The organism is Patescibacteria group bacterium (genome assembly GCA_041651155.1).
In the GTDB taxonomy this organism is placed as follows: Bacteria; Patescibacteriota; Patescibacteriia; order CAIXNZ01; family CAIXNZ01; genus JAPLYF01.
The window spans coordinates 91816-116206 of sequence record JBAZJU010000001.1 but is presented as its reverse complement, the minus strand read 5'-3'; the positions used below and the strand labels follow the sequence as shown (position 1 = coordinate 116206).

Below are 24391 nucleotides of genomic sequence, written 5' to 3'. Positions count from 1 at the left end.
CTGGAACTATTTGTTAAAGTAATAAAAAATCTGAAAGGAGGCAGACTTACGTGACAAATAACGAGTCTTTAAAGGCCTTGGAATGTTCTTGTTCAAAGTGTAATACAAAAGGCACTATCGGACAAAAATTTAAGGATTCAAGCAATAAAGAATGGCCATTTTTCTATTGCGCGCCGAAAACCGCTGTTGGTTCTGACATTAGCAATTATACCGTGATTTGCCTAAATTGCGCCATGAAAAATGATGCCAAACTAAGGGCAGAAAATCCTAACTGGTATCAAAATGGCAACTTCTTGCCCACTTTACTTGAGGAAATCGAAAAGTATAACAATGATATTTTCAAAGCGCCGGAAAATATCAAAAACGAGAATCACTTGGCTATATATCGTGAAAAATTCTCCTCAATGACAGTTGACCAAAGAATAAATGAAGCCACTCTCCAGACAGGGGCATTGCTTTTTGCCCTGTGCCATGATCCTGATACTCGGGTAATTAAAAAGATTCTGGAAAATCATTCTTCGGGATTAGAACATGCCCGTTTAATAGCAAAATTCCATAAAAATTCCCAGGGACTTGAGTTTATTTGCCGCAACGCACAATTGTTGCACGACTTAAATGTCCAGGCAAATTTATTAAAAAATTCATTTATAACTGAATACCAGTTAAGAATGATTTTAAACTCAAAAACCTTAATGCAATCGTGGAATATTGCTAATAGCAGGGATTATCCTGATACAAACAGGCAAAATGCCAGGAAAATCCTAAAAGAAAAATTCTTAAGGGCGCAACCTGAAGAAAAAACGGCGTTTATCTATGACACTGAAGGCAGAGTTCTAATCTTATTGCATGACATCCCATTTTGCCAAAAAACAACAGAATTGTTATGCAAAAGAACTTATTTCTCGTATCTGCTAATAAGCAACCTGGCTAAATGCAGTAAGACGCCCAGCGACTTATTGCGTCACTTAATCGTGCAAAATATTGTAAAGCGGAATGAACCGCTCAAGCAATTAATTAGAAGGCACGCCAACTATCCAAAATCATTCTCACGAAACAGAAAAAAATAAGGCCAAAGATATATTTCACAAGGAAAAATCTTTGGCTTTTTTATCTCAAAAGACCGAACAAAATCTTCAATAATAAAAACAACACCCTTTATATTAGGTGTTGTTTTGTTCTGGTTCGGTGCGGAGCGGGCGGGACTCGAACCCGTGACCTCTACCGTGACAGGGTAGCGTTCTAACCAACTGAACTACCGCTCCAGGATAACTTAAAAAAAATTTATGAAGCTGGTTAGCACCCACTACAGCTCATGCTTCCAAGCTGCCTGCCCGCCGACCTTCGTCCCGCCACGGCGGGACTTCGGTCGGTGAAGACCGAAGCTTCAGCGAAGGCGGGAACTACCGCTCCAAATAAATTTTCCAAAATAAAAAAAGGATTAAATCCTTAGGTCTATTTTAGCATTAAATTTCAATTTTGGCAAGGGCTGATTAGATGCTTAAAATTTCCCTTTTCTCTTTCTCAAACCCTTTCTTGCCCAAAAGCCCGTACATATATCTTTTACTCTGTTCAACGCCTGGCTGGTTAAAAACATTAATCTGCAATAATTCTCCTAAATATACCGTGGTCATTTCAAAAAACATAAATATCTGCCCCAGATAATATTCATTAAGTTCTGGCAAAATAATCGTGCAATTAGGCCTTTTATTTTTCATTAAAGAAACTGCCGTAGCTTTATGTTCAATATTTAAAATCTCACTAAACTCATGCCCGCCCAAATAAGAAATTTCTGAATTCCTGTAATTTGGGACTTTCAAACTTTCTAATTTTTTAACTTTAATAAAAGTAATAATTTTATCAAACGGCCCTTCTATATAAAGTTGAACCTGAGAATGCTGGTCTGTCGGACCCAAAGCAGCTACAGGAGTAATACCCACATTAACTTTTTTCTTCTGCCAATTATATTGCTTGCCCAAATTTTCCGCCCATAACTGCCGAAACCATAAAGCAAAATTGCGCAAATAATAATTGTAGGGCATTAAAACTGAAATGTTTTGTCCCTTTTTGTAAGCCAAGTATTGCATAGCCGCAAAAAGCCAAGGCAAGTTTTTTAAATAGCTATTATTTTTACTAAGTTGATCCATTGCTTTTGCGCCTGCTAAAAGCTTTTTAAGGTCAAACCCGGCGCAAGCAGCTGGCAATAATCCATGAACAGATAAAACCGAGAAGCGGCCGCCGCCTGGATAATGACCCAGGACCAGATAACCTTCTTTTTGCGCAATTTCTAAAAGAGCGCCCGTCTTGGCCGAGGCCAGGCCTTTTGCTAAATTAGTTGTGACAATAAAGTGTTTCTTATGATTTTTGTAACCAACAAGTTTAATTACCTGTTCCCGCAGAAGCAAAAAATTACTTAAAGGTTCAATCGTGTCGCCTGATTTAGAAACAATATAAAAAACAGTCTTTTTTAAGTCCAATATTTTTAATAAATCAAGCACTGGCTGGGGATCTGTCGTATCCCCTAAAAAATTGATGGCCATTGCTTGCGGTCTCTTGATGCAGCTGCCATAATTGCCGGCTAAAGCGCTATAAATAGCCCTGGAGCCTAAATCAGAACCGCCAATGCCGACTATGACTAAATTTGTAAATTGGCGCTTTAATCTGCCGGCTAACTTCATAGCTAATTCAACTGCTTCTTGATCATAAGGCAATTGCCGAAAACTTAAATCCGGCTCCTCTGCCATTATTTCCAATTTCCTGTTAAAACCGGCCAATTTGCGGCTCAGACTGGCTAAATCTGTTTCTTTAAACCCAAAATTGCCCACTTTTTGGGCAGACATAAAACTGTAATCTAATTTGAATATTTTTTCAGACATATAAATTATTATAGCATAGTTTTAGCTGTTATTTAAACTAATTTGTAAAAAATGCTATAATTAAGACGGTAATTTAACTTCAAAATTATGAGAAATTTTACTATTATCCTGTTTATTTTCTTTGTTTTCTTTCTGATTATTTCACTCTTTGTCACAGACCCTTTGCCTTTGTTCTTCACGCTGTTTTTAGCTTTTGTAATATCATTTATTTGCCTGGCCGAGTATACTGGCAAGCTCAGAGGCATATTGGCCGGAATTTTTTTTGTTGCCGCCCCATTTTTAATTGAATATCTTTTTTTAAAATTCAACGTCCCTTTCAGCCAATCATCTATCTTGCAAAATTTTACCATTGATCAATTTAATTTATTCCTGACCCTGACCAATCTTTTCACTCTTGTAACAATTCCCCTCATCTTTATTACCTCTTTATTTTTTGCTTACAAAATAAAAATTTTTGTTAAAATAAAGTCTTATCACAAAACTTTTTTAATAATTGCCAGCTCCCTGCTAGTCGCCCTAAATTTTCTAATCATCACAAGTAAAAGCATTGACAGCCAAAATTTCATAAAATGGATGGCTATCAGCCTGATTATTTTTTTAATTATTATTAAGTTAATTAAATTCAAAGCTGAGGCGCTGGAAATTTTTAAAGATTTGCCAATCCTGATTTACCTCTCAATTTATGGAGTAAATGCTTTGAGACGATTAGAATCTTTCAATCTCGTCATTGCCGCATTTTTGGTCATTTTATATCTGATCCTTTTATTTAATGAGTACAAAATTAGAAAAATTGCCCTAAGTTTCAAGCTCTGATTTTTTGGAGTGAATTTTTTTTAAAATAATGACGGCCAGGCAGCTGAGGATTATTAATAAACTAAAGACCTGCGCCCAGCGCACTCCCAAAAAATAAGGGCTGTAATCAAGCCGCAGATATTCATTTAAAAATCGTCCGACTGAATATAAAATAAAATATACTAAAGCTATGTTTCCCAAACCTTGAATTTGTTCAAGGTTATTTTTGTATTTAACCTGGCTTCGGCTTGCATCGTGCGAAGCCGTGCCAAGACGAGCCAAGCGCAATTTATGCCAGGCGTATAAAAAAGCAAAGATGAGCATATTCCATAAGCTCTCATATAAAAATGTAGGGTGAAAATAATTAAAATTCACAAACTCGGGCGGCCGTTTTTCAGGACTAATTGGGATACCCCAAGGCAAGGACGTCGGCCGCCCGAAAAGTTCTTGGTTAAAATAATTGCCCCAGCGGCCAAAAGCCATAGCTAACGGCAAGGCAATAATAAATATATCAAGTAAAAGCCAAAAATTAATTTTGTGCCTCTGTCCATAAATATATATCACTAAAACGCCAGCAATCATGGCGCCATGAATGGCCAAACCTCCTTCCCAAATTTTAAAAATATCCAATAAATGCTGGGAATAATAAGGCCAGGCGTAAAAAACATAGTACAAACGGTCGCCAATTAAGCCAAAGATGACTAAATAAAAAGTTAAATTATAAATATCATCTTTTTTTATCCCATATTGCCTGGCCAACGAATAAACTGCGCCAAAACCAGCCAAGGCGCCCAAGGCGATTAAAAAACCATACCAATGGATTTGTAAAAAGGCAAGGTGAAGTAAAATCGGCTGAGGTAAAAAATTATGCAAAAATTGGATCATATGATAAATTTAATTTTTAACCGCGTAAATCTCTACCTGTCCGGCTGAATAAACCAACTGCAAATAATCTTTGCCAGCCGGCTTAATTTGACCGTAAGTTCTTTCTAAATCAGTAAAAAACACATAGCCAATTTGATTGGTTTTTAAAAATTCTCTGGCCTGATCTTCGCTAAATTGATCAGCAAAAAATTTATAAACCTCGTTTCTTTTGTCTTGATAATTTATAGTTTCAATTCCATGAGCCAGATAAGCAGGCTGATTGATATAACCAGGAATAAATTCCCCTGTTAATTCATAGCTTAAAATTGCTTTATTGGCTTGATTATTATCATTTAACCAATTAAGCCCGGTTTTAAATTCCTGCGGCAAGTAAAAATGGTAAAAATGGGTATGAAAATAGTAGACATCTCTGACCAGATTAAAAAACGATGAAAAACAAAAAAAGATAACAAACAATACGATAAACAAAAATTTATTGGCCAATATTTTGGAGTTTGGATGTGATTTTACCCAATCTGCCAAAAGAATAACAATCAAAAATACCATGGGAATTTGCATGCCCATTAAAAATCTCCTCTGGAAAAAAATAGGCGCATAAATCAAAAACAAGCTAGCTATTAGCCAAATGACTAAAAAAACATGCTTACTATTTTTAAATAATAACTTTTTCTGAGCTAAATAAACTATGGCGATAACAGAAAAAATCAATAAAAAGCCAAAACCCAAAAATACAAAAAGAAAAGGCGGGGTTAATAAAATGTTTTGGCTGGCTCTGGCGCCAATAACCAGGTCAGTTTTAATTTTATAGTAGTGGTAGAAAACAAAAGGTGAGCTTAAAATCATGGCTAAAACATAATGCCCAGCCAATTTTATTTTTTTAGTTTTAACAATGAGATAGATTAGATATGGCAATAAAATAAAAACCACATAAGGAAAGAAAAAAGGATGGAAATTAAACCAGACAAAGCCGACTATGCCAGCAGCCATACTATACCAATAATTATGATTATCCCAGGCCAAAAGCATTAATAAAATAAAAGCCACCATTAAAATAAAGGAGAAAATTATGTGAGGCGAATGGCTTAAAATTGAAAAAACATTAAGCTCAGGAATCCAAAAATCAAGCGGCCATTTATAGGTAGCATCATCTAAGCTAAAAGGATATTTAAGAAAATAGCTGGCAAAAAATGTGCCGATGCCTGAAGAGAATGCAATAAAAAGTACTGCTAATTTTCTTTGATTTTTTGAAGTAAAAAAATATGAAGTAAAAATGTAAAAAATTATAAAAAAAAGAGGAATCAATAAAAATCTAGCCAGATGAAAGGCAATATCAGCCGGCAAAGAAAAAAGCCTGGCCATCAGACCAATTGCCAGCCAAAAAAAATTTAAAAGCCCAAGCGGCTGGGCTTCAGAAGTGAAATAATCCCTTAATTCCCAATGGCCTGCTTTAATTTGATTAATATAGGAAAAATAAACAGGATAATCGCCTGGGGTTAAAGTATGCAAACCATTATAAAAATAGCCTACTGGCGCATTTAAATAAGCATAAATACAAGGCAGGCCGAAAATCAAAATCATTACAATACTCAAAAGAATGACAAACCGCCATTCTTTTTTTGTTATGCTTTTGACAAGCTCTTTAAGACTCATAAAAATAAATTTTATATTCATTTTTTCACTTATTTCACCTATTGCTCATCTAGCTCTTCTTGCTCTTATTATTAAATTATAGCGAATTTTGAGCATAAAAAAAAGAGGTTCCTTGATGGAACCTCGCTGCAAGATTGAGGCACTGATCGTACCTCAATACTTGTCTACGTAGGCCTTATGGCCTTTCTTCATTTTCCGAAGTGTCTGTTCGTTGCCGTGGCTGGAAAGTATTGCCAACCACAAGCCCAGAAAAAGGATGCCGAAGGCGTAGAAGCTTGGCACTTTGGCCAGCAACGACACCTGGAGTGGGTCGGCCGCAGCAGCGCAAACCCAGAAAAAGAAGAAGATGACGATGCAAAAGGAAATAGCCCCAAGGATCTCTGATTCCATTCTTTTCACGAAAACCTCCTGTATTATTTTAGTTCCTTAACTATAGCACATTTTTAATTACTTGTCAAGTAATTTACGCTTTAAACCCATCTTATCACCTCTTTTTGCTTAAATCAAGGCGTGTTTTTATTACCGTATCTGGAGTTAAAGAAATGCTATCAATTCCTTCTTCCATTAAAAAGCGGGCAAAATCAGGGAAATCAGACGGTGCTTGGCCGCAAATGCCGATTTTTATCTTAGCCCTTTTAGCTGATTTAATTGCCTGAATGACCAGTTTTTTTACTGCCTCGTTTCTTTCATCACCGATTTGTAAAATTAATTCCGAGTCCCGGTCTAAACCTAAAGTTAATTGAGTTAAGTCATTGGAACCAATTGAAAACCCATCAAAAATTTTAGCAAATTCATCTGCCAAAATTACATTGCTGGGAATCTCAACCATGACATAAACCTGTAAACCATTTTGGCCTTGCCTGAGGCCGTTTTGCCTTAATATTTGGATAACTTTTCTAGCTTCTTCTAAGGTGCGGCAAAACGGCACCATCACCTTGATATTGGTTAAACCCATTTCATTTCTGACCTTTTTTATGGCCTGGCATTCCAAATCAAAAGCGGGTTTGAATTTCGGATCATAATATCTTGAGGCGCCACGCCAGCCAATCATTGGATTTGCTTCTTTTGGCTCATATAATTCCCCGCCGATTAAATTGGCATATTCATTTGTTTTAAAATCAGAAAAGCGCACAATCACATCTTTGGGATAAAAAGCAGCTCCAATCTGGGCAATACCAAACGCTAATTGCTCTACATAAAAATCAGTTTTGTTTTTATAGGCAGAAGTTAAGTCATTAATCTGCTTTTTTAAATTAGCCGGCAATTTGTGATAATTCGTGAGCGCTAAGGGATGGATTTTAATATAGTTGGTTATTATAAACTCCAAACGCGCCAAACCAATACCCTCATTGGGCAAAAAAGAATATTTAAAAGCCTGGGTTGGGTCGCCAAGATTCATCATAATATCTACCTTAGGCTTTTTTACCTTGCGCAAATCAGTCTTTTTGATTTTAAATGGTAAAAATCCATCGTAAACACGACCATTTTCACCTTCAGCGCAGCTTAAAGTAATTTTCTGCCCGTCTTTTAAAATTTTGGTGGCAATTTTACTGCCCACAATTGCCGGCACGCCCAATTCGCGCGAAACAATGGCCGCATGGCAGGTTCTCCCGCCTGAATTAGTAATAATGCCAGCGGCTTTTTTCATAACCGGCTCCCAATCAGGATCAGTCATTTCAGTCACCAATATCTCGCCCGGGTTAAAAGCACCTAATTGTTTAACATTTTTAATAATTTTAACTTTGCCAGTGGCAATTTTCTGACCTATGGCTTCCCCACTTAAAATTGCTTTCCCTCTTTTGGGCAAAATATATTGTTCTAAAATATTGGGATTAACCAAAGACTCAACTGTCTCAGGCCGTGCTTGGACAATGTACAATTTATTTGCCTGGCCGTCTTTGGCCCACTCAATATCCATGGGACGTTTGTAATAGCGCTCAATAATCTGCGCCCATTTTGCCAGCTGCAAAATCTCAGAATTTTTTAAAGAAAACTGCTGGCGCTCATTTGGCGCAGCCAAAATATTTTTTGTTGGATTTTTTAAATTATTAGTGTAAATTAATTTTCTTTTTTTACTGCCGAGCTCTTTTTTAATAATTTTCAAATTTGATTTCCAGATAAAAAATTCATCAGGCGTGACTCTGCCTTTCACAACATTTTCTCCCAAACCATATGAAGAATTAATAATTATTAAATCTTTAAAGCCAGATTCTGTATCAATCGTAAACATCACGCCAGCTGAAGCCAAATCAGAACGGATCATTTTTTGGACGCCAACAGATAAATAAACTTTCAAATGATTAAAACCCTGGTCTTCGCGATATGAAATTGCGCGATTTGTATACAATGAGGCAAAACATCTTTTAATGGCTAAAAGTAGTTCCTTCTCGCCTTTGATATTTAAATATGATTCCTGCTGGCCGGCAAAAGAAGCGCCTGGCAAATCTTCAGCAGTGGCGCTTGAACGCACTGCCACGTCAACATTTAAAACCATGTATTTCTTGGAAAGTAATTTATAACTTGCAATAATTTCAGCAGCCAAATCTGGCGGAATACTGCCGCGCATGATTAAATTTCTGATCTTAGCGCCAGTTAATTCCAAACTTTCCAGATTATTCTTATCTAACTTTAGCAAAGATTCCTTAATAGGCTTTTTTAAAGAATTATACTCCAAAAAATACTGCCATGCCTTGGCAGTAGTACAAAAACCATCAGGAATACTAATCCCTTTTTTAATTAAATTCCTAAACATTTCACCCAAGCTGGCATTTTTGCCACCTACTTTGCCAACATCTTTTATGGATACTTGGGAGAATTTCAAAATCAATTCAGACATAAATTTAAAATTTTGGATTTTATTATTTGATATTTTTTTGCCTTCGCAAACCGTAGTTTGCTACAGCAAACAAAGGTTTGTTATTTGATTTTTGTCATTTGTTATTTAACCTTATTATACCAAAAAACCCTGCTTCTAGCGAAACAGGGTTCTTATATATTTTCTAAAAAAAATTAACGATTAATTTCCTTTTTAATCTGGTCAATCCAATCTTTGGCAGCATCTTTGCCCCCCAGGCCAAAGGCTAAAGCAGCGCCCAAGGCAATAGCCATAGCAATAGTTGTAAATAATGTCTGAATTAAAATCGGCGCCACATTTAATTGAATCAAAGCAGCTAAAACACTGAAAATTACAATTGCCCATTTGGCAACCTTTGCAACTAAGGCTGCTACTTTAGCTTTAGTGCTAACCAAGATCTTAACCAAAAGTTCTTCAATAAATGAACCTAAAACTAAACCAGCTACTAAGATCAAGACTGCAATTATTACATTTGGCAGATACAAGGCAATTGATTTCAAAAAGTCAGTGAATTGCCCAAGATTTAAAATGCTGGAAACAGCAATTAAAAGAGCAACGTACAAAAACCACTTGACCAGCCAGGCAAAAATCTGAGAAAAAATTACTTTAGTGCCTGATTCTTCAATCTTTTTGACAATGTTGATTTTTCTGATTAAATCATCAACTTTAAGAGCTTCAATAACTTTTTGAATTAATTTTTCAATCGCCTTGGCAATCAAAATGCCGACGATTAAAATAATGATTGCGGCAATCAAATTCGGCAAATAAGCTATTAATTTGTCCCAGAGAATAACCAGGGCATCGATAATAGCTTGGCCAATTGAACTTAGGAAGTCCATAAATTTTAATTAATTATTAATTAAATATATTTAAGGCGTAATCCGCTTATCATAATTAATATCAATTGCAGCTGCGCTTGTCAAACTGGGAATAAAAATAGTTGCGCTCGTAATATCGTCCCCAATTATATAATCACTAAAAAATGCATCGCTTAAATCATCTATGTTTTTATTCCATTCCGAACCATATAAGCTGGCGGCGACTGTCTCAGAAGTAATCCATCTTAAAACGCCATGGAGATCAACCGCGTAAACATTTGGCAAAGTCTGGGCTTTTAGCATTTTAACGCCGGGTTTATAAGTAATATTTGTACCTAATGGAATGCTGGGCAACTGACTGTCCGGCACTCTTTTAACCTGGCTAAAATCTGGATACCAGCTTAAGTAGGTGCCGAGAGTGGGAAAAATATAACGCTTGCCATCAGCGCCATAATAATAAACCGTGTCTCCGCTGCCTTTAAAAACATCGCCTGAATTCAAAGTCACTTCCTGCAAACAAAGGCTGGAATAATCTACAAAATTTATGGTCTTGGTTTGGCCAATGGCTAAATGGGAATCCGGCCACAGTAATATATCTTCAGATAATTGCCCGTTATTAAATAATTTTATCTTGATCTGATGGTGCCAAGAGCCATTGACTGCCGTTACTTCAATTTTTCTGCTCGAGCACTGGCTTTTATCTACAATAATAATAACATCCTTATAATTAAAATCTACATTATCTTCAAAGCTATACTGAATTTTTTCAGGAGCTAAAGCAAGAGCCTTGGCATAAAGCGTATTAATATGCCTTTCTGTCCCATTTGGATTAACAATATAAAGGTCATAAGTAATTGAAGAACAATCAATCGCACATTGTCCTGGTGGAGGAGGAACCACAGGTGGTACAACTGGCGGAACCACAGGCGGCACGACTGTACCAGTTTGCAAAATTATAGAAGCGCTTAAAGTCGGGCTTAGGTTGCCATCTGAACTTTTGTATATTACATAAACAGTTTTTGTGCCATCACCAGAGGTTAGCGTCCAGGGTAAATTCAGAGGGTTTGTAAATGATTGCCAGGTAGCGCCAATAAAACTCGGATCATTGCTGACCACTACTTCTACAGCATTTTGAGCGCTTAAATTTACAGTCACGCTAGTGGTAGATGTTGTAGCTGCTCCACTATTTATTTTTACCGAGTAATTAGTCGGGAAAACAGGCGTATGACCGCCTCCGCCTGGACCCGGAGGACAGATATTAGTCGTGTAAACTTCCAGGCGCAAAACAACTTGCGCGCCTGTACCAGTTAAAGTTGCAGTTGTTGTTGGGCAAGCCGGCGCTATAGTATAATCTGTTGAACCAGATTGATAAGAAATTCTAATATAGCGGCTGGGCGCAGTAGCATTAAAAGTTACTGACGATAAATTATCCAAAGTAATATCAATATAATTTGACTGAACATTAAACAAGGTAACCTGCCCGCCTGTATCGGCTAAAATGGTAGTTGAATCTGCTGTATCAGCGGTCAGAAGATTAAAGTTAACAATGCCGTTGATTGTCACATCGTTAATCGCGCCGACAACAAATGGAGCGAATACAAATATAAACGCAATTAAAATAATGAAAATTTTCCTATTCAAATTAAGGCTCATGACATTTTTTAATTACATATTTTCAAGAGAATTTGGCGCCTAGCTCAAGTGGGCGGAGGGATAGGCGGGCAATCAGTGACTATCAGCAAACCATCAGAGAAAAAAAGCGCGCAATTATTGCCATCTCCATCTTTAACAGTAACTCCAATTGTTATGCCAGGAGATCCACCACTGGATTTATAACCCGTTGGCATAATAGGAGTACTGAAAATAAAATCCGTACCATCATGTTGTAAAGAACCAGTGGTATCAAGCGCTCCTGTTCCGCCAAAATATAAAAAGTTATTATTCGTTATTCTGGCATTGCCATTAACATCTAAATCAAAGCTTGGCGTAGCGCTCTTTATACCAGCCATGCCACTAACAGTTAGATTCCCATCAGTATCTATATCAGTCCCTATATTTGTTGCCGCCCAGACTCCGGCTGTTACCAAAGGGACAATAACAATAATAACCAAAATAAAAAATAATTTTGATTTTAAAAATTTTTCAATCTTTTTTTTGTTCATGGTTGAAATTATATGAATAAATGATTTAAGCATTAAATGATTAAATTGACATACGTTCGCGGGTAAATTTTACCAGAGTATTAATTTCTTTAGGTAACTTGTTCAGTTCAGAAACAATGTAATTATATTGTTCTTCGGTTAAAAGCTCCCTCTTTTTAATAACCAAATAGCAAATACCAAGCTCCAACCTTCGTTGGCCGAAGCCAACTACGGTTGGCGTAGGCCAAATAAATCTTAAATAACAAGCATCAAAATTTCAAACTATTCAGACTTTATTAAAATAGAAGCGAATATTTTTCTTAACTCATTATTCTCTTGTAGAAGTTTCCTTAATTTTTCTTTAAAAGGGGGGGGGGTTAGCTTCTTCAATAAGTTCCAACCAATATCCCGTTTCTTTACACTCTCTTAAGCAAATCCTTATTTTATGTTTGAAATCTTTTTTGGTTTCTGTTTCATTCGCCTCTCTATAATTCGCTCCCATAGAAGTCCCTGAACGTATAATTTGATCAATTAACCTGAAATTTATAGTATTTGCAGGCAAAGATTTACACAAATGTATTATTTCTTTTCCAAAAATTAAAGTGCGATCTTCTAAATCGAATTTTCTCTCCATATTTTTATTTTTGTTTGTAATTTGTTATTTATTTTTTGGTGTTTATTTGATATTTGGAATTTGTTGTTTGGTGCTTTTACTGATTATTCCTTTCCAATAATCACCAAAACAGCTACTCCCTCTGGTTTTTTCTCTCCTACTGGCAGACCTGAAATTTGACCGCCCAAAGCATCAGCAATTTTTTGAATATCCGGATTATTGCCTGCAATATCAATCACTAAAGTTTTGGGATAATCAGATTTTGCAGAATTAGCCTTGACAGACACCACCGCATTACCAAAAGCTGCCTTAATTTTTGCTTCCATCGCAGTTGTCTGTAAATTATTCGGATCATCTTTTAAGCTATTATAAATCGCAAAATTTTCAGACTGGATCTGGGTAGCCTGGTTAATTTGCACCGGGCCGACTTTAATAATTTTATTAGCAGCAGCGTCAAAAATAATTGCCTGCTCAGGATAAATTATTAAACGATCATCATTTTTGGCATTGGCAAAAAATGTTGGCTGCTGTTTTTTTAAGGCGTCAATATCAGTAATAACCGCCATGGTAGGTGTAACATCGTCGGGCAGAACCATAATTTTTTTCAATTGAGCTAAAATAGCTTTGTCTTCAGCTGAAAGCTGCTGCTGGTGCTGGATTTGCCAGGCTAATTGAAAAGTTTTAATGTAGCCTAAATTGCTTAATTCAGCATAAATACCAAAACCTACAAAAGCGATCAAAAGAATTATTAAAACTGTTTTTAAAATTTTCGGCATTTTCTTTTTGCCAGCTTTGTCTTTGGGTCTCAATGATTTGATGTCCATAGTGTTTTTAATTTTTTAATTTTTAATTATCCTGCCTAAACCTGGCCTTGTCCAAGTCTGACAGCCTGCCGCTTCGCGGCATTAATTTTTAATTAATGTTTCCAGACATCTACGCGCCAAGTTTGAGAAGCAGCATTAAAGCCGCCACCTGCGGGATTTGTGTCACAGGCTCGAACAGTAACAGTATTAGCCGCTGAAACATAGGTATTCCAAACTGAATCAGTGCCAGTTTCAATCCCGCCTGCAACAGGTGTCGGAGTTGCAATCGCTGTATCTCCGGCTGCTGCGCCCGTCACTGTAATCGTTAGTGAAGTGCAAACTCCATCAATTGAACCAAAATCTAAGGCAGCTGTTGCTGAATAATGATTAGTTATTGCCGTGGCAGTACTATCGCCAATTTTAACACCACCCGTGCCTGCATCTAATATTAAAGCTGTTGTAGTAGTTGAATTACCGATAGTGATTGTCTTGGCATTAGCGCCCGTGCCGAAATTGAGAGCGCTAGTCGTGTTTGAATCAATAGTCAGTGCTCCTCCAGCTGTTAAATTTGTAGAAGTTCCTAAACTCACAGTGCCAGAACCTGCTTGCAAAGTTAAATTGCCAGCGCTAGTTGACCAGGTAGAAGCAGCTCCGCCAGTCAGTGTTAAAGCGCCGCCTGAAGTAAAGCTTGAGGCACCTGTCGGCGTTAAATTAACAGATCCGGCTCCACTTGCCGTAAAATTGCCAGAGGCCAGGGTTAAAGCCAAATCAGTTGCGCCTGCGGTAGTAATAGTTGCGCCCGCGTTATACGCTTGCTGTAAAGTCGTCGTTCCTGACGTATCGCAATCTTTCCAGACGCTGTTTTCAAAACAGCGGAATTTGTTGGAATTTGAATTATAATACATTGCGCCGTTTATTTGAGTTGTCGTAGGATCACCAGCGTCTGTTTTAACCGGCACGCCCATGAATGTTGCGGATGTGCCTGTTGCCTGTCCAGACATTAATATGCTGCCTGTTCCAGCCTTGAGAGCTAAACTTGTCGCGCCTGTATTATTGCCCATCGTGATTGTCTTGGCATTTGCGCCAGTCCCCAGATTAAGTGCGCTAGTGGTATTTGAATCAATGGTCAGCGCTCCTCCAGCTGTTAAATTTGTAGAAGTTCCTAAACTGACTGTGCCTGAACCCGCCTGCAGGGTTAAATTGCCTGCCGTTGTTGATAAAGTTGAAGCGGCTCCGCCGGTTAAAGTCAATGCGCCCGTATTTACAATTGAAGTGGTAGTAAGACCGCTCAACCCGATTGAACCAGATGTCGCTGTCAAACCTAAGGCTCCTGTTGTCATGGTAAAGCCATTTGACGCAGTCAAGGTTGACGCTGAAGTAATTATGCCAGAACCGGTTGTAGTAATATTCCCGCTGGTAGAAAGATTACCTGCTTTAGTCACAGACCAATTAGTCGCGGTAATATCATTGCCCGTGCCGGCATTAGTTATCTGTAAGGCAACAGGATTATTAGTTGAATTATTTTGATTTATAACTAAGCCTGCATTATTTGAGCCTATTGGCGTAGTAAAGGTAATAGCACTGCCGCCTGAAGTGGTAATCGTGGCACCACCATTATAGGCCGCTTGCAATGTTTGCGTCCCAGCAGTATCACAGTCTTTCCAGGCGCTATTTTCATAACATTTAAATTTGTTTGCGCTGGCATTGTAATACATGGCTCCATTAAATCCGGCCGGGTCACCTGCGGTAGATTTTACATCCAGAGCTAAAAGATCTGGGGTGGCGGAACCTGCCCCGCCCCCGCCAATTTGTACATTGGCGGTTGTGCCGGCAGTTGCGGGCATTAAATTTATATTGCCTGTTCCTGATTGGATGTTTGTAGTTGAGGTGGTATTGGTAGAACCCAGCGTTAAATTGTTTGCGCCACCTGGTGAAACAGAACCAGCGCCTGCAAAAGTTAATGCTGTAGCTGAAGTACTAATCGTATCAAGTGAAGCCACCCCTGTTAAAGCGCCGCCAGTTGAGACATTTAAACCGCCGCTGGAAGTCAGGGCAAAAGTACTGCCCGCATTGCCTATTGCTACTGCATTTGTTCCCGCACTGCCTAAATTCAAAGCAGCAGGAGTTGTTGTCCCTGAATTTATTGTTAATGCGCCGGCTGTGGTTGACCAGGTTGAAGCCGCACCGGCAGTTAAAGTCAAAGCAGCAGCATTAGTGGACATGCTTAATGCGCCGCCGCCAGTAAGATCGTTTATTGTTAAATTTTTGCCGGCTAAATTTATTGAAGTATTGGCATCAACAGTCATAGCGTCTTTCAATTCAGTAAAATCAATGGAATTAGCTGTCGGTAAATTAGCGCCCCATCTCATACCTGTTGCCTGGGTTGAATCAACCATTAACATAAAACCATTTGTTCCGCCGACTGGCAATCTAACAGGAGTATTGCTTGCCGTATAAGCTATTAAGTCTCCTTTGGCAGTGCCGATTGATCTCATATCGCAGTCAAGCCAAGCGCCATTTACATAACATCTAAATTTATTTGTATTAGCATTATAATACATGGCTCCGTTTGTGCCTGCCGGGTCGCCGGCATCTGACTTAATATCTAGCACCAAGCTGTCAGGCGTAGTTGAACCTGCTCCGCCTGCGCCGATCTGAATATTAGCAGATGTGCCAGTGCCAGCTGACTGCAAAGATAAATTTCCCGCGCTTGTACCCCAGGTTGAGGCAGCGCCACCGGTCAATGCTAAAGCGCCTCCTGAAGTAAAACTGGAAGCGCTGGTCGGAGTTAAATTTACTGCGCCTGCGCCTGTAGCAGTGAAATCACCAGAAGTCAAAGTAAAAGCAATTGGGCTGCCATTTGTTATTATAGTTCCTCCGTTATTATATGCTGTCTGCAAAGAAGCCACCACGCCTGCATCGCAATCTTTCCAGGCTCCATTTTCATAACAACGAAATCGGTTACCATTGGCATTGTAATAGATAGCCCCGTTAAATCCTGCGGGATCACCAGCGTCTGATTTTACATCAATTGCCAAAAGATCAGGGGTAGTTGAACCAGCACCGCCAGCGCCTATTTGTACGTTGGCAGTTGTCCCGGTTCCTGCGACCTGCAAAGCTAAATTGCCAGCTGAGGTGCCCCAGGTAGAAGCTGCGCCGCCAGTCAAAGTTAAGGCTCCGCCGGAAGTAAAGCTTGAGGCGCCCGTTGGGGTTAAATTAACTGAACCAGCGCCCGTGGCAGTGAAATTGCCTGATGTTAAAGTTAGAGCCAGATCAACTGCGCCTGCCGTAGTAATTGTTGACCCGGCATTATATGACTGTTGCAAAGTCGCGGCTCCTGTTCCTGTTGCGCCGCAATCTTTCCAGCCGCCTGCTTCATAACAACGGAAAACATTAGACGATTGATTATAATACATGGCGCCATTATAGCCAGCCGGATCACCTGCGCTTGATTTCACGTCCAGGGCAAATAAGTCAGGTGTTGCTGAACCAGCGCCACCAGCGCCGACTTTTATATTAGCTGTTGTACCGCTGCCAGCTACTTGTAATTGTAAATCTCCGGCTGTGGTTCCCCAAGTAGCGGCTATTGCTGAAGTCAAAGTCAAAGCTCCAGAGCTGGTTGACCAGGTTGAAGCAGCGCCGCCAGTCAAGGTTAAGGCTCCGCCAGAAGTAAAACTGGAAGCACCCGTGGGCGTTAAATTGACCGAACCAGCCCCGGCAGCAGTAAAATTGCCAGAGGTTAAGGTAAAGGCCAGATCAACTGCACCTGCAGTGGTAATTGTAGCGCCACTATTGTAAGCGGATTGTAAAGTAACCGTGCCACCGGTGGTATCACAATCAGCCCATACTCCGTTTACATGGCAACGGAATTTATTTGAATTTTCATTATAATACATTGCGCCATCTGCGCCAGAAGCAGGATCTCCTGCCGTACTTTTGACATCTAACCCCAAAAGATCCGGAGTAGTCGAACCTGGCTGACCAACACCGATTTGCACATTGGCTGTTGTGCCTATCCCAGCCGGCTGAAAGCTAAGATCGCTTGCTGTAGTGTTAATATTTGAAGCAGCTCCTCCGGTTAAAGTTAAACCTGCACCGCTGATTATTTGAATTGCTCCGGCATTGGCGCTGCCTATTGTTACTGTTCCGGTTGAAGTGCCTGTATTTATAGTGGTATTAAAATTGCTATTATCATTTAAACTAATTGCTGCGCCAGATATGGTTGAGCCTAAACTGCCGGTTAATAGACCAGCTGAAGTAATTGTTCCAACACCGGTAGTGGAAATATTTCCAGTAGTCGTAACATCATCACCGGCAGTTGCGGGCGATAAAGTAGTCCCTACTCTTTGCCAATAATTGGTTGCGCCGCTGGACCATGACAATGTCCCCAACCCATCGGTTGATAAAACCTGGCTCGGTGTGCCATCAGCGTTTGGCAATGTCCAGGCCACATTTGCGGCAATACTGTCAGGCGCTTTAAAGCCCACATAATTAGAACCATTAGCTGCCAGTTCCATTAATTCCAAATTGCCAGTATTACCGGCAACTGCGCCATACGGCTCAATTCTTAAAGCATCAGCTGTAGCAGGCGACAGATCTAATCTTGCATTTAACGAAGTCGTGCCGATACCCACATTTCCGCTATCCTCAATCCTCATCTTTTCATCAGCCGCTGTTGAACCGCCTGTATGGAATTTTATAACTGTGCCAGTTGTAGCTGTCCCAACTGACAAGTTCCCGCCAGCTCCCAACCCGCCTTGAGCTAAAAGATAAGAGTCATCTGGACCGCCAATTGAATAAGCAGGATTACTATAGCCAGATGAATTAATACCTAAATCCACATAATAATTACTTTCATCGCCATTATCTGCCGTAGCAACCAAATCAGAAGAAGCATCGTTACCAGCATTCCTATTTGTAACATTAATCTGCAAATAATTATTTAGATCACCGGCAGCGCTGATGATATTAAAAGAATCTTCAGTTCCAGAATCTACTTTTAATTTTTCAGGGGCAGTTGGATCAAAAAAATTACTGCCAATAGCCACATGGCCTGTGTGAACGATAGGTAATGCACCGGCAGGTTCAATATATAAAGTAGGAGTAGCATCACTGTCTGCATTTTCAACAATAAAACTTGGCCCTGTTCCTTGGTTAATTACGCGCAAGGGTGTAGCCGTAGAAGTGGCTAAGGTTTTTGCTTCCATCAGTGCAGGAGTACCAGTTGCGGTTGAAGCACTATTTTCACTGATTTTTAACCCAATCTTATTCAAAGAGGTCAATGACCAATTCCATACCTGGGCATTATCGCCATTATTTATGCTATTTCCTGCTGTTGCGGCAGTAATGCCGGAAAGGACTGCGCTGCCTGAAGCTGAAATACAATTAACCCAGACCCCATTTTCATAACAACGAAATTTATTTGTACCGGAGTTATAATAAATGCTGCCTGCGCTGCCAGCTGGTTCAGCGCTACCAAGATCTAAAACAAGCAAATCAGGCGTAGCTGAAGCAACTCCCGCGCCTATTTGCACATTAGCTGTCGCACCAGCACCGGCTACCTGCAGGTTTAAATTCCCAGTAGATGTTCCCCAGGTAGAGGCAGCGCCAGCTGTTAGTGTTAGAGCATCTCCAGAAGTAAAACTGGAAGCCGCTGTCGGCGTTAAGTCAACCGAGCCTGCGCCTGAAACAGTGAAATTACCTGATGATAATGTGAAGCCAATATCTACAGCCCCGGCTGTTGTAATGGTTGCGCCATTGTCATAGACAGACTGAAGCGTATGCATAGTGCTGGGATCAGCGCAATCTTTCCAAACGCTATTTTCAAAACAGCGGAATTTGTCAGTTGAGGTATTATAATACATGGCGCCGTTAATTCCAGCTGGATCAGGATTTGTTTGAGAGCCAAGTAAAACCAGAGAACCATCACCAGCTTTAATATCACCGGCTACGTCTAAAGTATAATTAGGGATATTAGTGCCAATACCCAGACGCTTGGTGGCATTATCCCAGAATAAATTATTTGGATCACCCATTATTAAGCCGTTTGCTGCGCCAAAAGCGACCGTACCTACTTCAAGCGCTCCGTGTTTATATGCACTAATTTCTGCTAAAACTATGCCATTTCCCGCGCCTGGTTTAACAATGAAGCCAAGAGGAACGCTAATATTCGGTTGGTTGGGACGTGTGGCCGTAAATCCGCCGGCTACGGTATCTGAGAGAAAAAGTTCATCTCCGCTGGAATATATTGCAGTATTTAAGCCATGTATTAAGCCAAAAAAAGTAATATAGCCATAACTGCCATCAGGGATATTCATGGTTGTGATACCAACGACATTGGAAGTAATAATGCTATCCGCTTTGGCCAGAGCAACGGTCGGCACGTCTCCATTTGCTCCGTTAATGTAAACCGCCTGGCCATTATTTATTTGGCTGCCCGTCTGGTTATAAACCCTGGTCATGGCCTCTTGGCCAAGGCTAACTGACACAGCTGAGGCTTCGTTATAATAAGTTAAAGCTTTATCTGTACTGTCATAAAAGACTCTACCTTCGCTATAAACAGGAGGCGCTCCTGGCGTAAAATCAAGATAATTAGAAAGAATCAAGCCGGAAAATGTCGGCGTATCAGTTGTACCCAAACCCAAATTAGTTTGCGCTAAGGCAACATTGGTCAAATCTGATAGATTATTTGCTTTGCTAAGATATATATTTGTCGGGTCTAATAATTCCTGCCAAACAGTACCATCATAAATATAAGTTCTTGAATCACCTGCGCCTCCTCCAGCATCTAAAACAACTGCCACATCTCCTGTCTGAACAACTAAAGCGTCTCTGGCAGTTATGTCAGCCACCACATAAACATTAGTAATTACAATAGCTGGTAATTGCCCCGAAGGCACCTTGCCGCCGGCATCAAGTTCTGCCAAGCCGTTTAAGGCTCCTTTTTGCAAAGTGATCCGCGCATCTACAGCAGCATCAGAGTAATAAAGGTTAGTTGCGCCTTGGGGCAAACTGTCTGTATTTGAAGTACCCAATGAAGTATCAACTGAAATCCAGGTGGCGTTTCCCGTCGCATCTGAACTTAGGATATAATTGTTCGCCGCGCCGCTTGTAAACTGCAACCCTCCATCTACTTGTAAATTGCCACCTGTAGTAATATCAGCTCCAATAGTTGTGGCTGCCAAAACCCCTGGCGGACTTAAGGCTATTCCCAGAAGCAAACTGCTTATTAAAAATTTGCTTATATTTCCTTTGAGCTTATACATATATTAAAGTTTATTTTATGAATATTTAATTAAAATATAAACACACCCAAAACAATCTTGCTTTAAGTATTCTCCCTTTCTTTTCGCAATATATAAATTAATCATTTTTGAATTTTTCTAACCTTATTATATCACAATTTATACAATATAATAATTATTTTAGGTGTGGATAAGATTTGAAAATAAAAAAAACCCGTTTGGGGCTAAAATTGGGGGAAAGTAATTGGTAAATGGTTATTAGTAACTAGTTATTGGTGTTTTTTATTTGATTTTTGGTGGATTTAATCATCCCATTTAACATTATTAAAATTTTTTCAATTTTATTATTTAAATCTTCAAATTTTTCTTTAGTAATATATCCCCTATCCAAACTAATATATAAATCGCTCTTCATTTCACCAATACAACCTCTGGCGATTAAATAAAACCTTATACTATCCTGATAATGATATCTATAAAATCCTTCAGCAATATTTGCCGGAATGCCACGAGCATTTTCTCTTAAATGCCTAACTATATTATATTTTTCGTCGGCTGGAAAATTTTTAATCAAATCGTAAATATCATTACAAAACAATCTTGCTTCCTGCCAAACATTTAAATCCTCAACCTTTGTAATTTTCATATTTATAAATAATTATTCAATTTACTGTTTACCAACTACAAATTACTAATTACTAACAAATGAATTTTACAATTTACCAATTACCATTTACTAATTACCAATTACTTAATTTCCTGTATTTTTATCCAATTCACATTCCCGCTTTTACCAAGCGGAAACCCGGCAATAATAATGATTTTATCACCCCTTTTAACGAATTTTTTATTTTTTATATAAATCAAAGCCTTGGCTATCAAATCTTCAATCGTCTGGCATTTAGGCAAAACAAAAGGCACAACTCCCCAGCTTAAATTTAATTGGTGCCTGACTTTTTCATTATTGGTGGTGACTAAAATCGGCAGTTCCGGACGATAGCGTGAAACAATGCGGCCCGTATAACCTGTTAACGAAGCGACCAAAATTGCCTTGGCTTTTAAATTACGAGCTAAAGAATTGGCGCTGGAGGAAATGGCATCATCAGTATGGAACTTATCTTTGAACATAAAACGGAATTGGAAATCATCATATTTTGATTTTTCAGTGCGTTCGGAAATTATGGCCATAGTCTTTACAGATTCAATAGGATACTTACCTTCGGCTGTTTCGCCAGAAAGCATAACCGCATCAGTGTGATCAATCACCGCATTAGCCACATCTGAAACTTCAGCCCGCGTGGGCCGCGGATTTAGAATCATTGATTCCAACATTTGCGTAGCCACAATGACCGGCTTGGCAGCATTCAAACATTTTTCAATCATCATTTTTTGCGCCAAAGGCACATCTTCTTCTGGCATTTCAATTCCCAAATCACCGCGCGCCACCATCACGCCATCAGTAATTTTTAAAATCTGATTAAAATTTTTCACTGCTTCCCTTTTTTCAACTTTCACAATGATCTGGGTAGGCAGAGATTTTTTGCCCTGGAATTTAATTTCCAATTTGCGGATAATATTTTTCAAATCCTGAACATCTTTGGCAGTACGCACAAAAGACAAGGCCACCATGTCAACATTATTTTTAATGCCAAACTCTAAATCCTTTTTATCCTTAGTTGTAATTGTCGGAATGGAAAGTCTTGTTTCAGGCAAATTAATTCCTTTTTGCGAGCTGATAAACCCATCATTTAAAATTAAGCATTCAATATCCTTACCGCTCAACTTTACAACCTTCAACTTTACAACTCCGTCAGCCAGGAGAATTGGCTCGCCTTTTTTCACATCCAAATGCAATTTGTCATAAGTGACTGGAATTTTTGAAGGCACACGCTCCCCTGGCAAAATAGTTTTAGCCTGCAAATCAGTGGTTAAAATAATTTTTTTGCCAGTTTTTAAAAAAATACCTTTGCCAGGAATAAATCCAACGCGAATCCTTGGTCCTTGGAGGTCTTGGAGTATGGTAATTGGCTGATCAAATTTTTTACTCAACTTACGGATTAACTTAATAATTCTTGAATGTTCCGGATATGTTCCATGGGAAAAATTAAGCCTGGCGACATTCATGCCGGCCTTTATTAACTGGGTTAAAACCTTTTCACTATTGGAACTGGGGCCGATGGTGCAAACGATTTTTGTACGCTTCATTGCTATACTAATTAACGCTAATTAAAACAAATTTAACGAATTTTTGTATGGATTTTCTTTTTATCATTAGTATATATTAACCTTTTAAAATATAAACTTCTTAAACCAAAATTTATTAAATACCCCAACTCATAATTGCTAACTTTTAAATAATGGATTAATTGCTCTTCATCTCTAAAACAATTTACTCTAGTTGCTTTTATTTCTAATATAATTTTATTATCAATCAAAAAATCTGGCACATAACAACCAGGAATCTTACCAGAATCTTGTGAATATAAGTCAATTTTTGGTTCAGAAATATTATCAATACCATTTAAATCTAATTTCTCTTTTATCAAGCGATGGTAAACTATTTCTTTATGATAAGAGCCGTAAGTGTTATAAATTTCTATACATAGGCCAACAACTCTGTAGCTTAAATCTTTATAGAGCAATTCCATATTTTTTTTATTTTTATTTTAAATTCGTCTTAAATTCGTGTTAATCCGTCAAATATTAATCTTCTTCGCATATTCTCCCAAATACGGCATTTCCCAATATTCACCGTTAAGCGATTTTAAAATTCCCAAGATGCTTAAAATAATTAAAGCAATGCCTCCGATCATGGCCAAAAACCAGCCAATCACTGGGACAATTCCTATGATCATATTAATCAATTCTCCGATAACTAAAATTAAACCCTGCTTACCGTGAAATTTAGCAAACTGAGATTTTGGCTTTAGAAGCAACGGGATTAAACACAAAATCCCGATGTAACCGATAGCTGCAATTAATTTGTTTTCCTCAATGTCTTTTTTGACCTGAGGGTCATTAACATTTGGCAATGTCATAGAATTTTAGTTAAAAGTTAAAAAGTAGAAAGTTCATAAAGTATATCTTTCAACTTTATAAACTTTCTAACTTTCAACTGCCATAATTATACCATAAAAATAAAAAGATTGCCCATTTCTAAACAATTTTTTGTCTAGAAATATTCGTAGTTTATTCGCATTATTTTTAACAAAGGAAGTGGGCATCTGCCATTAATCCAGAAATTCGCATAATTAAAAAGGAACGATATTAATCGTTCCATTGGCTGCAACTTCTGATAGAAATTTTCCAATCTTCACTTTCGGGCTTTTCCTCAAAAAAAATTTCGGCCAACACTCCGGCATCCGGGCATTTTGAAATAGCCTGCATTTCAATCTTATAAGGGTTCTGCCTGGAGATTGCGCTGCTATAAGCTAATGTCGTTACTCTTATGGTTGATTGCAAATCAATGTAATCAAACCTTTTTCGTCCCTTGTTACTTTCACGATACCTTATTGCCGCCTTAATTAATTTTTGCTGAAGCTCCTTTGAGATCAATCTTAATTTCCCTAATTCCTCAATGGCGCAAAAGATAGAGACGGCATTAATATCTACTTTTCTCATTTACTTCCTCCTTTGTTTATTGATTTTTTAGTTTAGCATCTATTTTATTTTTTGTCAACCTAAACGTAAAAGACCGCCCATTTCCTGGCGATCTTTT

General features: G+C 38.6%; 18 protein-coding genes and 1 tRNA gene. 2 read left to right on the top strand and 17 right to left on the bottom strand.

The annotated features are described in order from the left end of the window. Window positions 1–50 precede the first annotated feature (50 nt). Window positions 51–1067, top strand: coding sequence for a hypothetical protein (locus tag WC460_00570; GenBank protein ID MFA5187838.1), 1017 nt, complete (start codon window positions 51–53; stop codon window positions 1065–1067). A gap of 121 nt (window positions 1068–1188) precedes the next feature. On the opposite strand, the gene WC460_00565 is transcribed toward WC460_00570, so the two are convergent. Beyond that, window positions 1189–1262, bottom strand: a tRNA-Asp gene (locus WC460_00565). A gap of 228 nt (window positions 1263–1490) precedes the next feature. Continuing rightward, window positions 1491–2873: a glucose-6-phosphate isomerase gene (locus WC460_00560; protein ID MFA5187837.1), complete on the bottom strand. Its 1383-nt coding sequence runs from the start codon at window positions 2871–2873 to the stop codon at window positions 1491–1493. An 87-nt stretch (window positions 2874–2960) separates the two neighbouring features. On the opposite strand from WC460_00560, the gene WC460_00555 reads away from it, so the two are divergent. Beyond that, window positions 2961–3686, top strand: coding sequence for a hypothetical protein (locus tag WC460_00555; protein MFA5187836.1), 726 nt, complete (start codon window positions 2961–2963; stop codon window positions 3684–3686). Here WC460_00555 and lgt read toward each other — a convergent pair. From lgt to WC460_00480, 15 genes are all read right to left on the bottom strand, one after another. Next, window positions 3669–4550: a prolipoprotein diacylglyceryl transferase gene (gene lgt, locus WC460_00550; protein ID MFA5187835.1), complete on the bottom strand. Its 882-nt coding sequence runs from the start codon at window positions 4548–4550 to the stop codon at window positions 3669–3671. The genes WC460_00555 and lgt overlap by 18 nt on opposite strands. A gap of 9 nt (window positions 4551–4559) precedes the next feature. Beyond that, window positions 4560–6221 (bottom strand): hypothetical protein, encoded by a 1662-nt coding sequence (locus tag WC460_00545; protein MFA5187834.1) that lies wholly within the window; start codon window positions 6219–6221, stop codon window positions 4560–4562. Window positions 6222–6353: 132 nt separating this feature from the next. Then, a complete protein-coding gene (locus WC460_00540; GenBank protein ID MFA5187833.1) occupies window positions 6354–6590 on the bottom strand; it encodes a hypothetical protein in 237 nt (78 codons plus the stop codon). Window positions 6591–6684: 94 nt separating this feature from the next. Beyond that, a complete protein-coding gene (gene ppsA / locus WC460_00535) occupies window positions 6685–9036 on the bottom strand; it encodes a phosphoenolpyruvate synthase (protein ID MFA5187832.1) in 2352 nt (783 codons plus the stop codon). A 173-nt stretch (window positions 9037–9209) separates the two neighbouring features. Next, the gene (locus tag WC460_00530; GenBank protein ID MFA5187831.1) at window positions 9210–9893 is read right to left on the bottom strand and encodes a hypothetical protein; all 684 of its coding nucleotides are present in this window, start codon (window positions 9891–9893) and stop codon (window positions 9210–9212) included. A gap of 30 nt (window positions 9894–9923) precedes the next feature. Beyond that, window positions 9924–11525 (bottom strand): hypothetical protein, encoded by a 1602-nt coding sequence (locus tag WC460_00525; GenBank protein ID MFA5187830.1) that lies wholly within the window; start codon window positions 11523–11525, stop codon window positions 9924–9926. Between the two features lie 44 nt (window positions 11526–11569). Next, entirely contained in the window at window positions 11570–12034 is a 465-nt protein-coding gene (locus WC460_00520; protein ID MFA5187829.1) for a hypothetical protein, read from the bottom strand. 340 nt (window positions 12035–12374) lie between these two features. After that, a complete protein-coding gene (locus WC460_00515) occupies window positions 12375–12647 on the bottom strand; it encodes a four helix bundle protein (protein MFA5187828.1) in 273 nt (90 codons plus the stop codon). Window positions 12648–12730: 83 nt separating this feature from the next. Continuing rightward, complete coding sequence (locus tag WC460_00510) at window positions 12731–13450, bottom strand: hypothetical protein (GenBank protein MFA5187827.1); 720 nt, start codon at window positions 13448–13450, stop codon at window positions 12731–12733. Between the two features lie 92 nt (window positions 13451–13542). After that, window positions 13543–20694, bottom strand: coding sequence for a hypothetical protein (locus WC460_00505; protein ID MFA5187826.1), 7152 nt, complete (start codon window positions 20692–20694; stop codon window positions 13543–13545). 244 nt (window positions 20695–20938) lie between these two features. Further along, the gene (locus tag WC460_00500) at window positions 20939–21319 is read right to left on the bottom strand and encodes a four helix bundle protein (GenBank protein ID MFA5187825.1); all 381 of its coding nucleotides are present in this window, start codon (window positions 21317–21319) and stop codon (window positions 20939–20941) included. A 101-nt stretch (window positions 21320–21420) separates the two neighbouring features. Continuing rightward, on the bottom strand, window positions 21421–22878 hold the full coding sequence (pyk, locus tag WC460_00495; protein MFA5187824.1) for a pyruvate kinase: 1458 nt from the start codon (window positions 22876–22878) through the stop codon (window positions 21421–21423). Between the two features lie 32 nt (window positions 22879–22910). After that, window positions 22911–23321, bottom strand: coding sequence for a GxxExxY protein (locus WC460_00490; protein MFA5187823.1), 411 nt, complete (start codon window positions 23319–23321; stop codon window positions 22911–22913). Window positions 23322–23369: 48 nt separating this feature from the next. Beyond that, a complete protein-coding gene (locus tag WC460_00485) occupies window positions 23370–23711 on the bottom strand; it encodes a DUF4870 domain-containing protein (protein ID MFA5187822.1) in 342 nt (113 codons plus the stop codon). 229 nt (window positions 23712–23940) lie between these two features. Then, window positions 23941–24294: a hypothetical protein gene (locus WC460_00480; protein ID MFA5187821.1), complete on the bottom strand. Its 354-nt coding sequence runs from the start codon at window positions 24292–24294 to the stop codon at window positions 23941–23943. Between the last annotated feature and the right edge of the window lie 97 nt (window positions 24295–24391).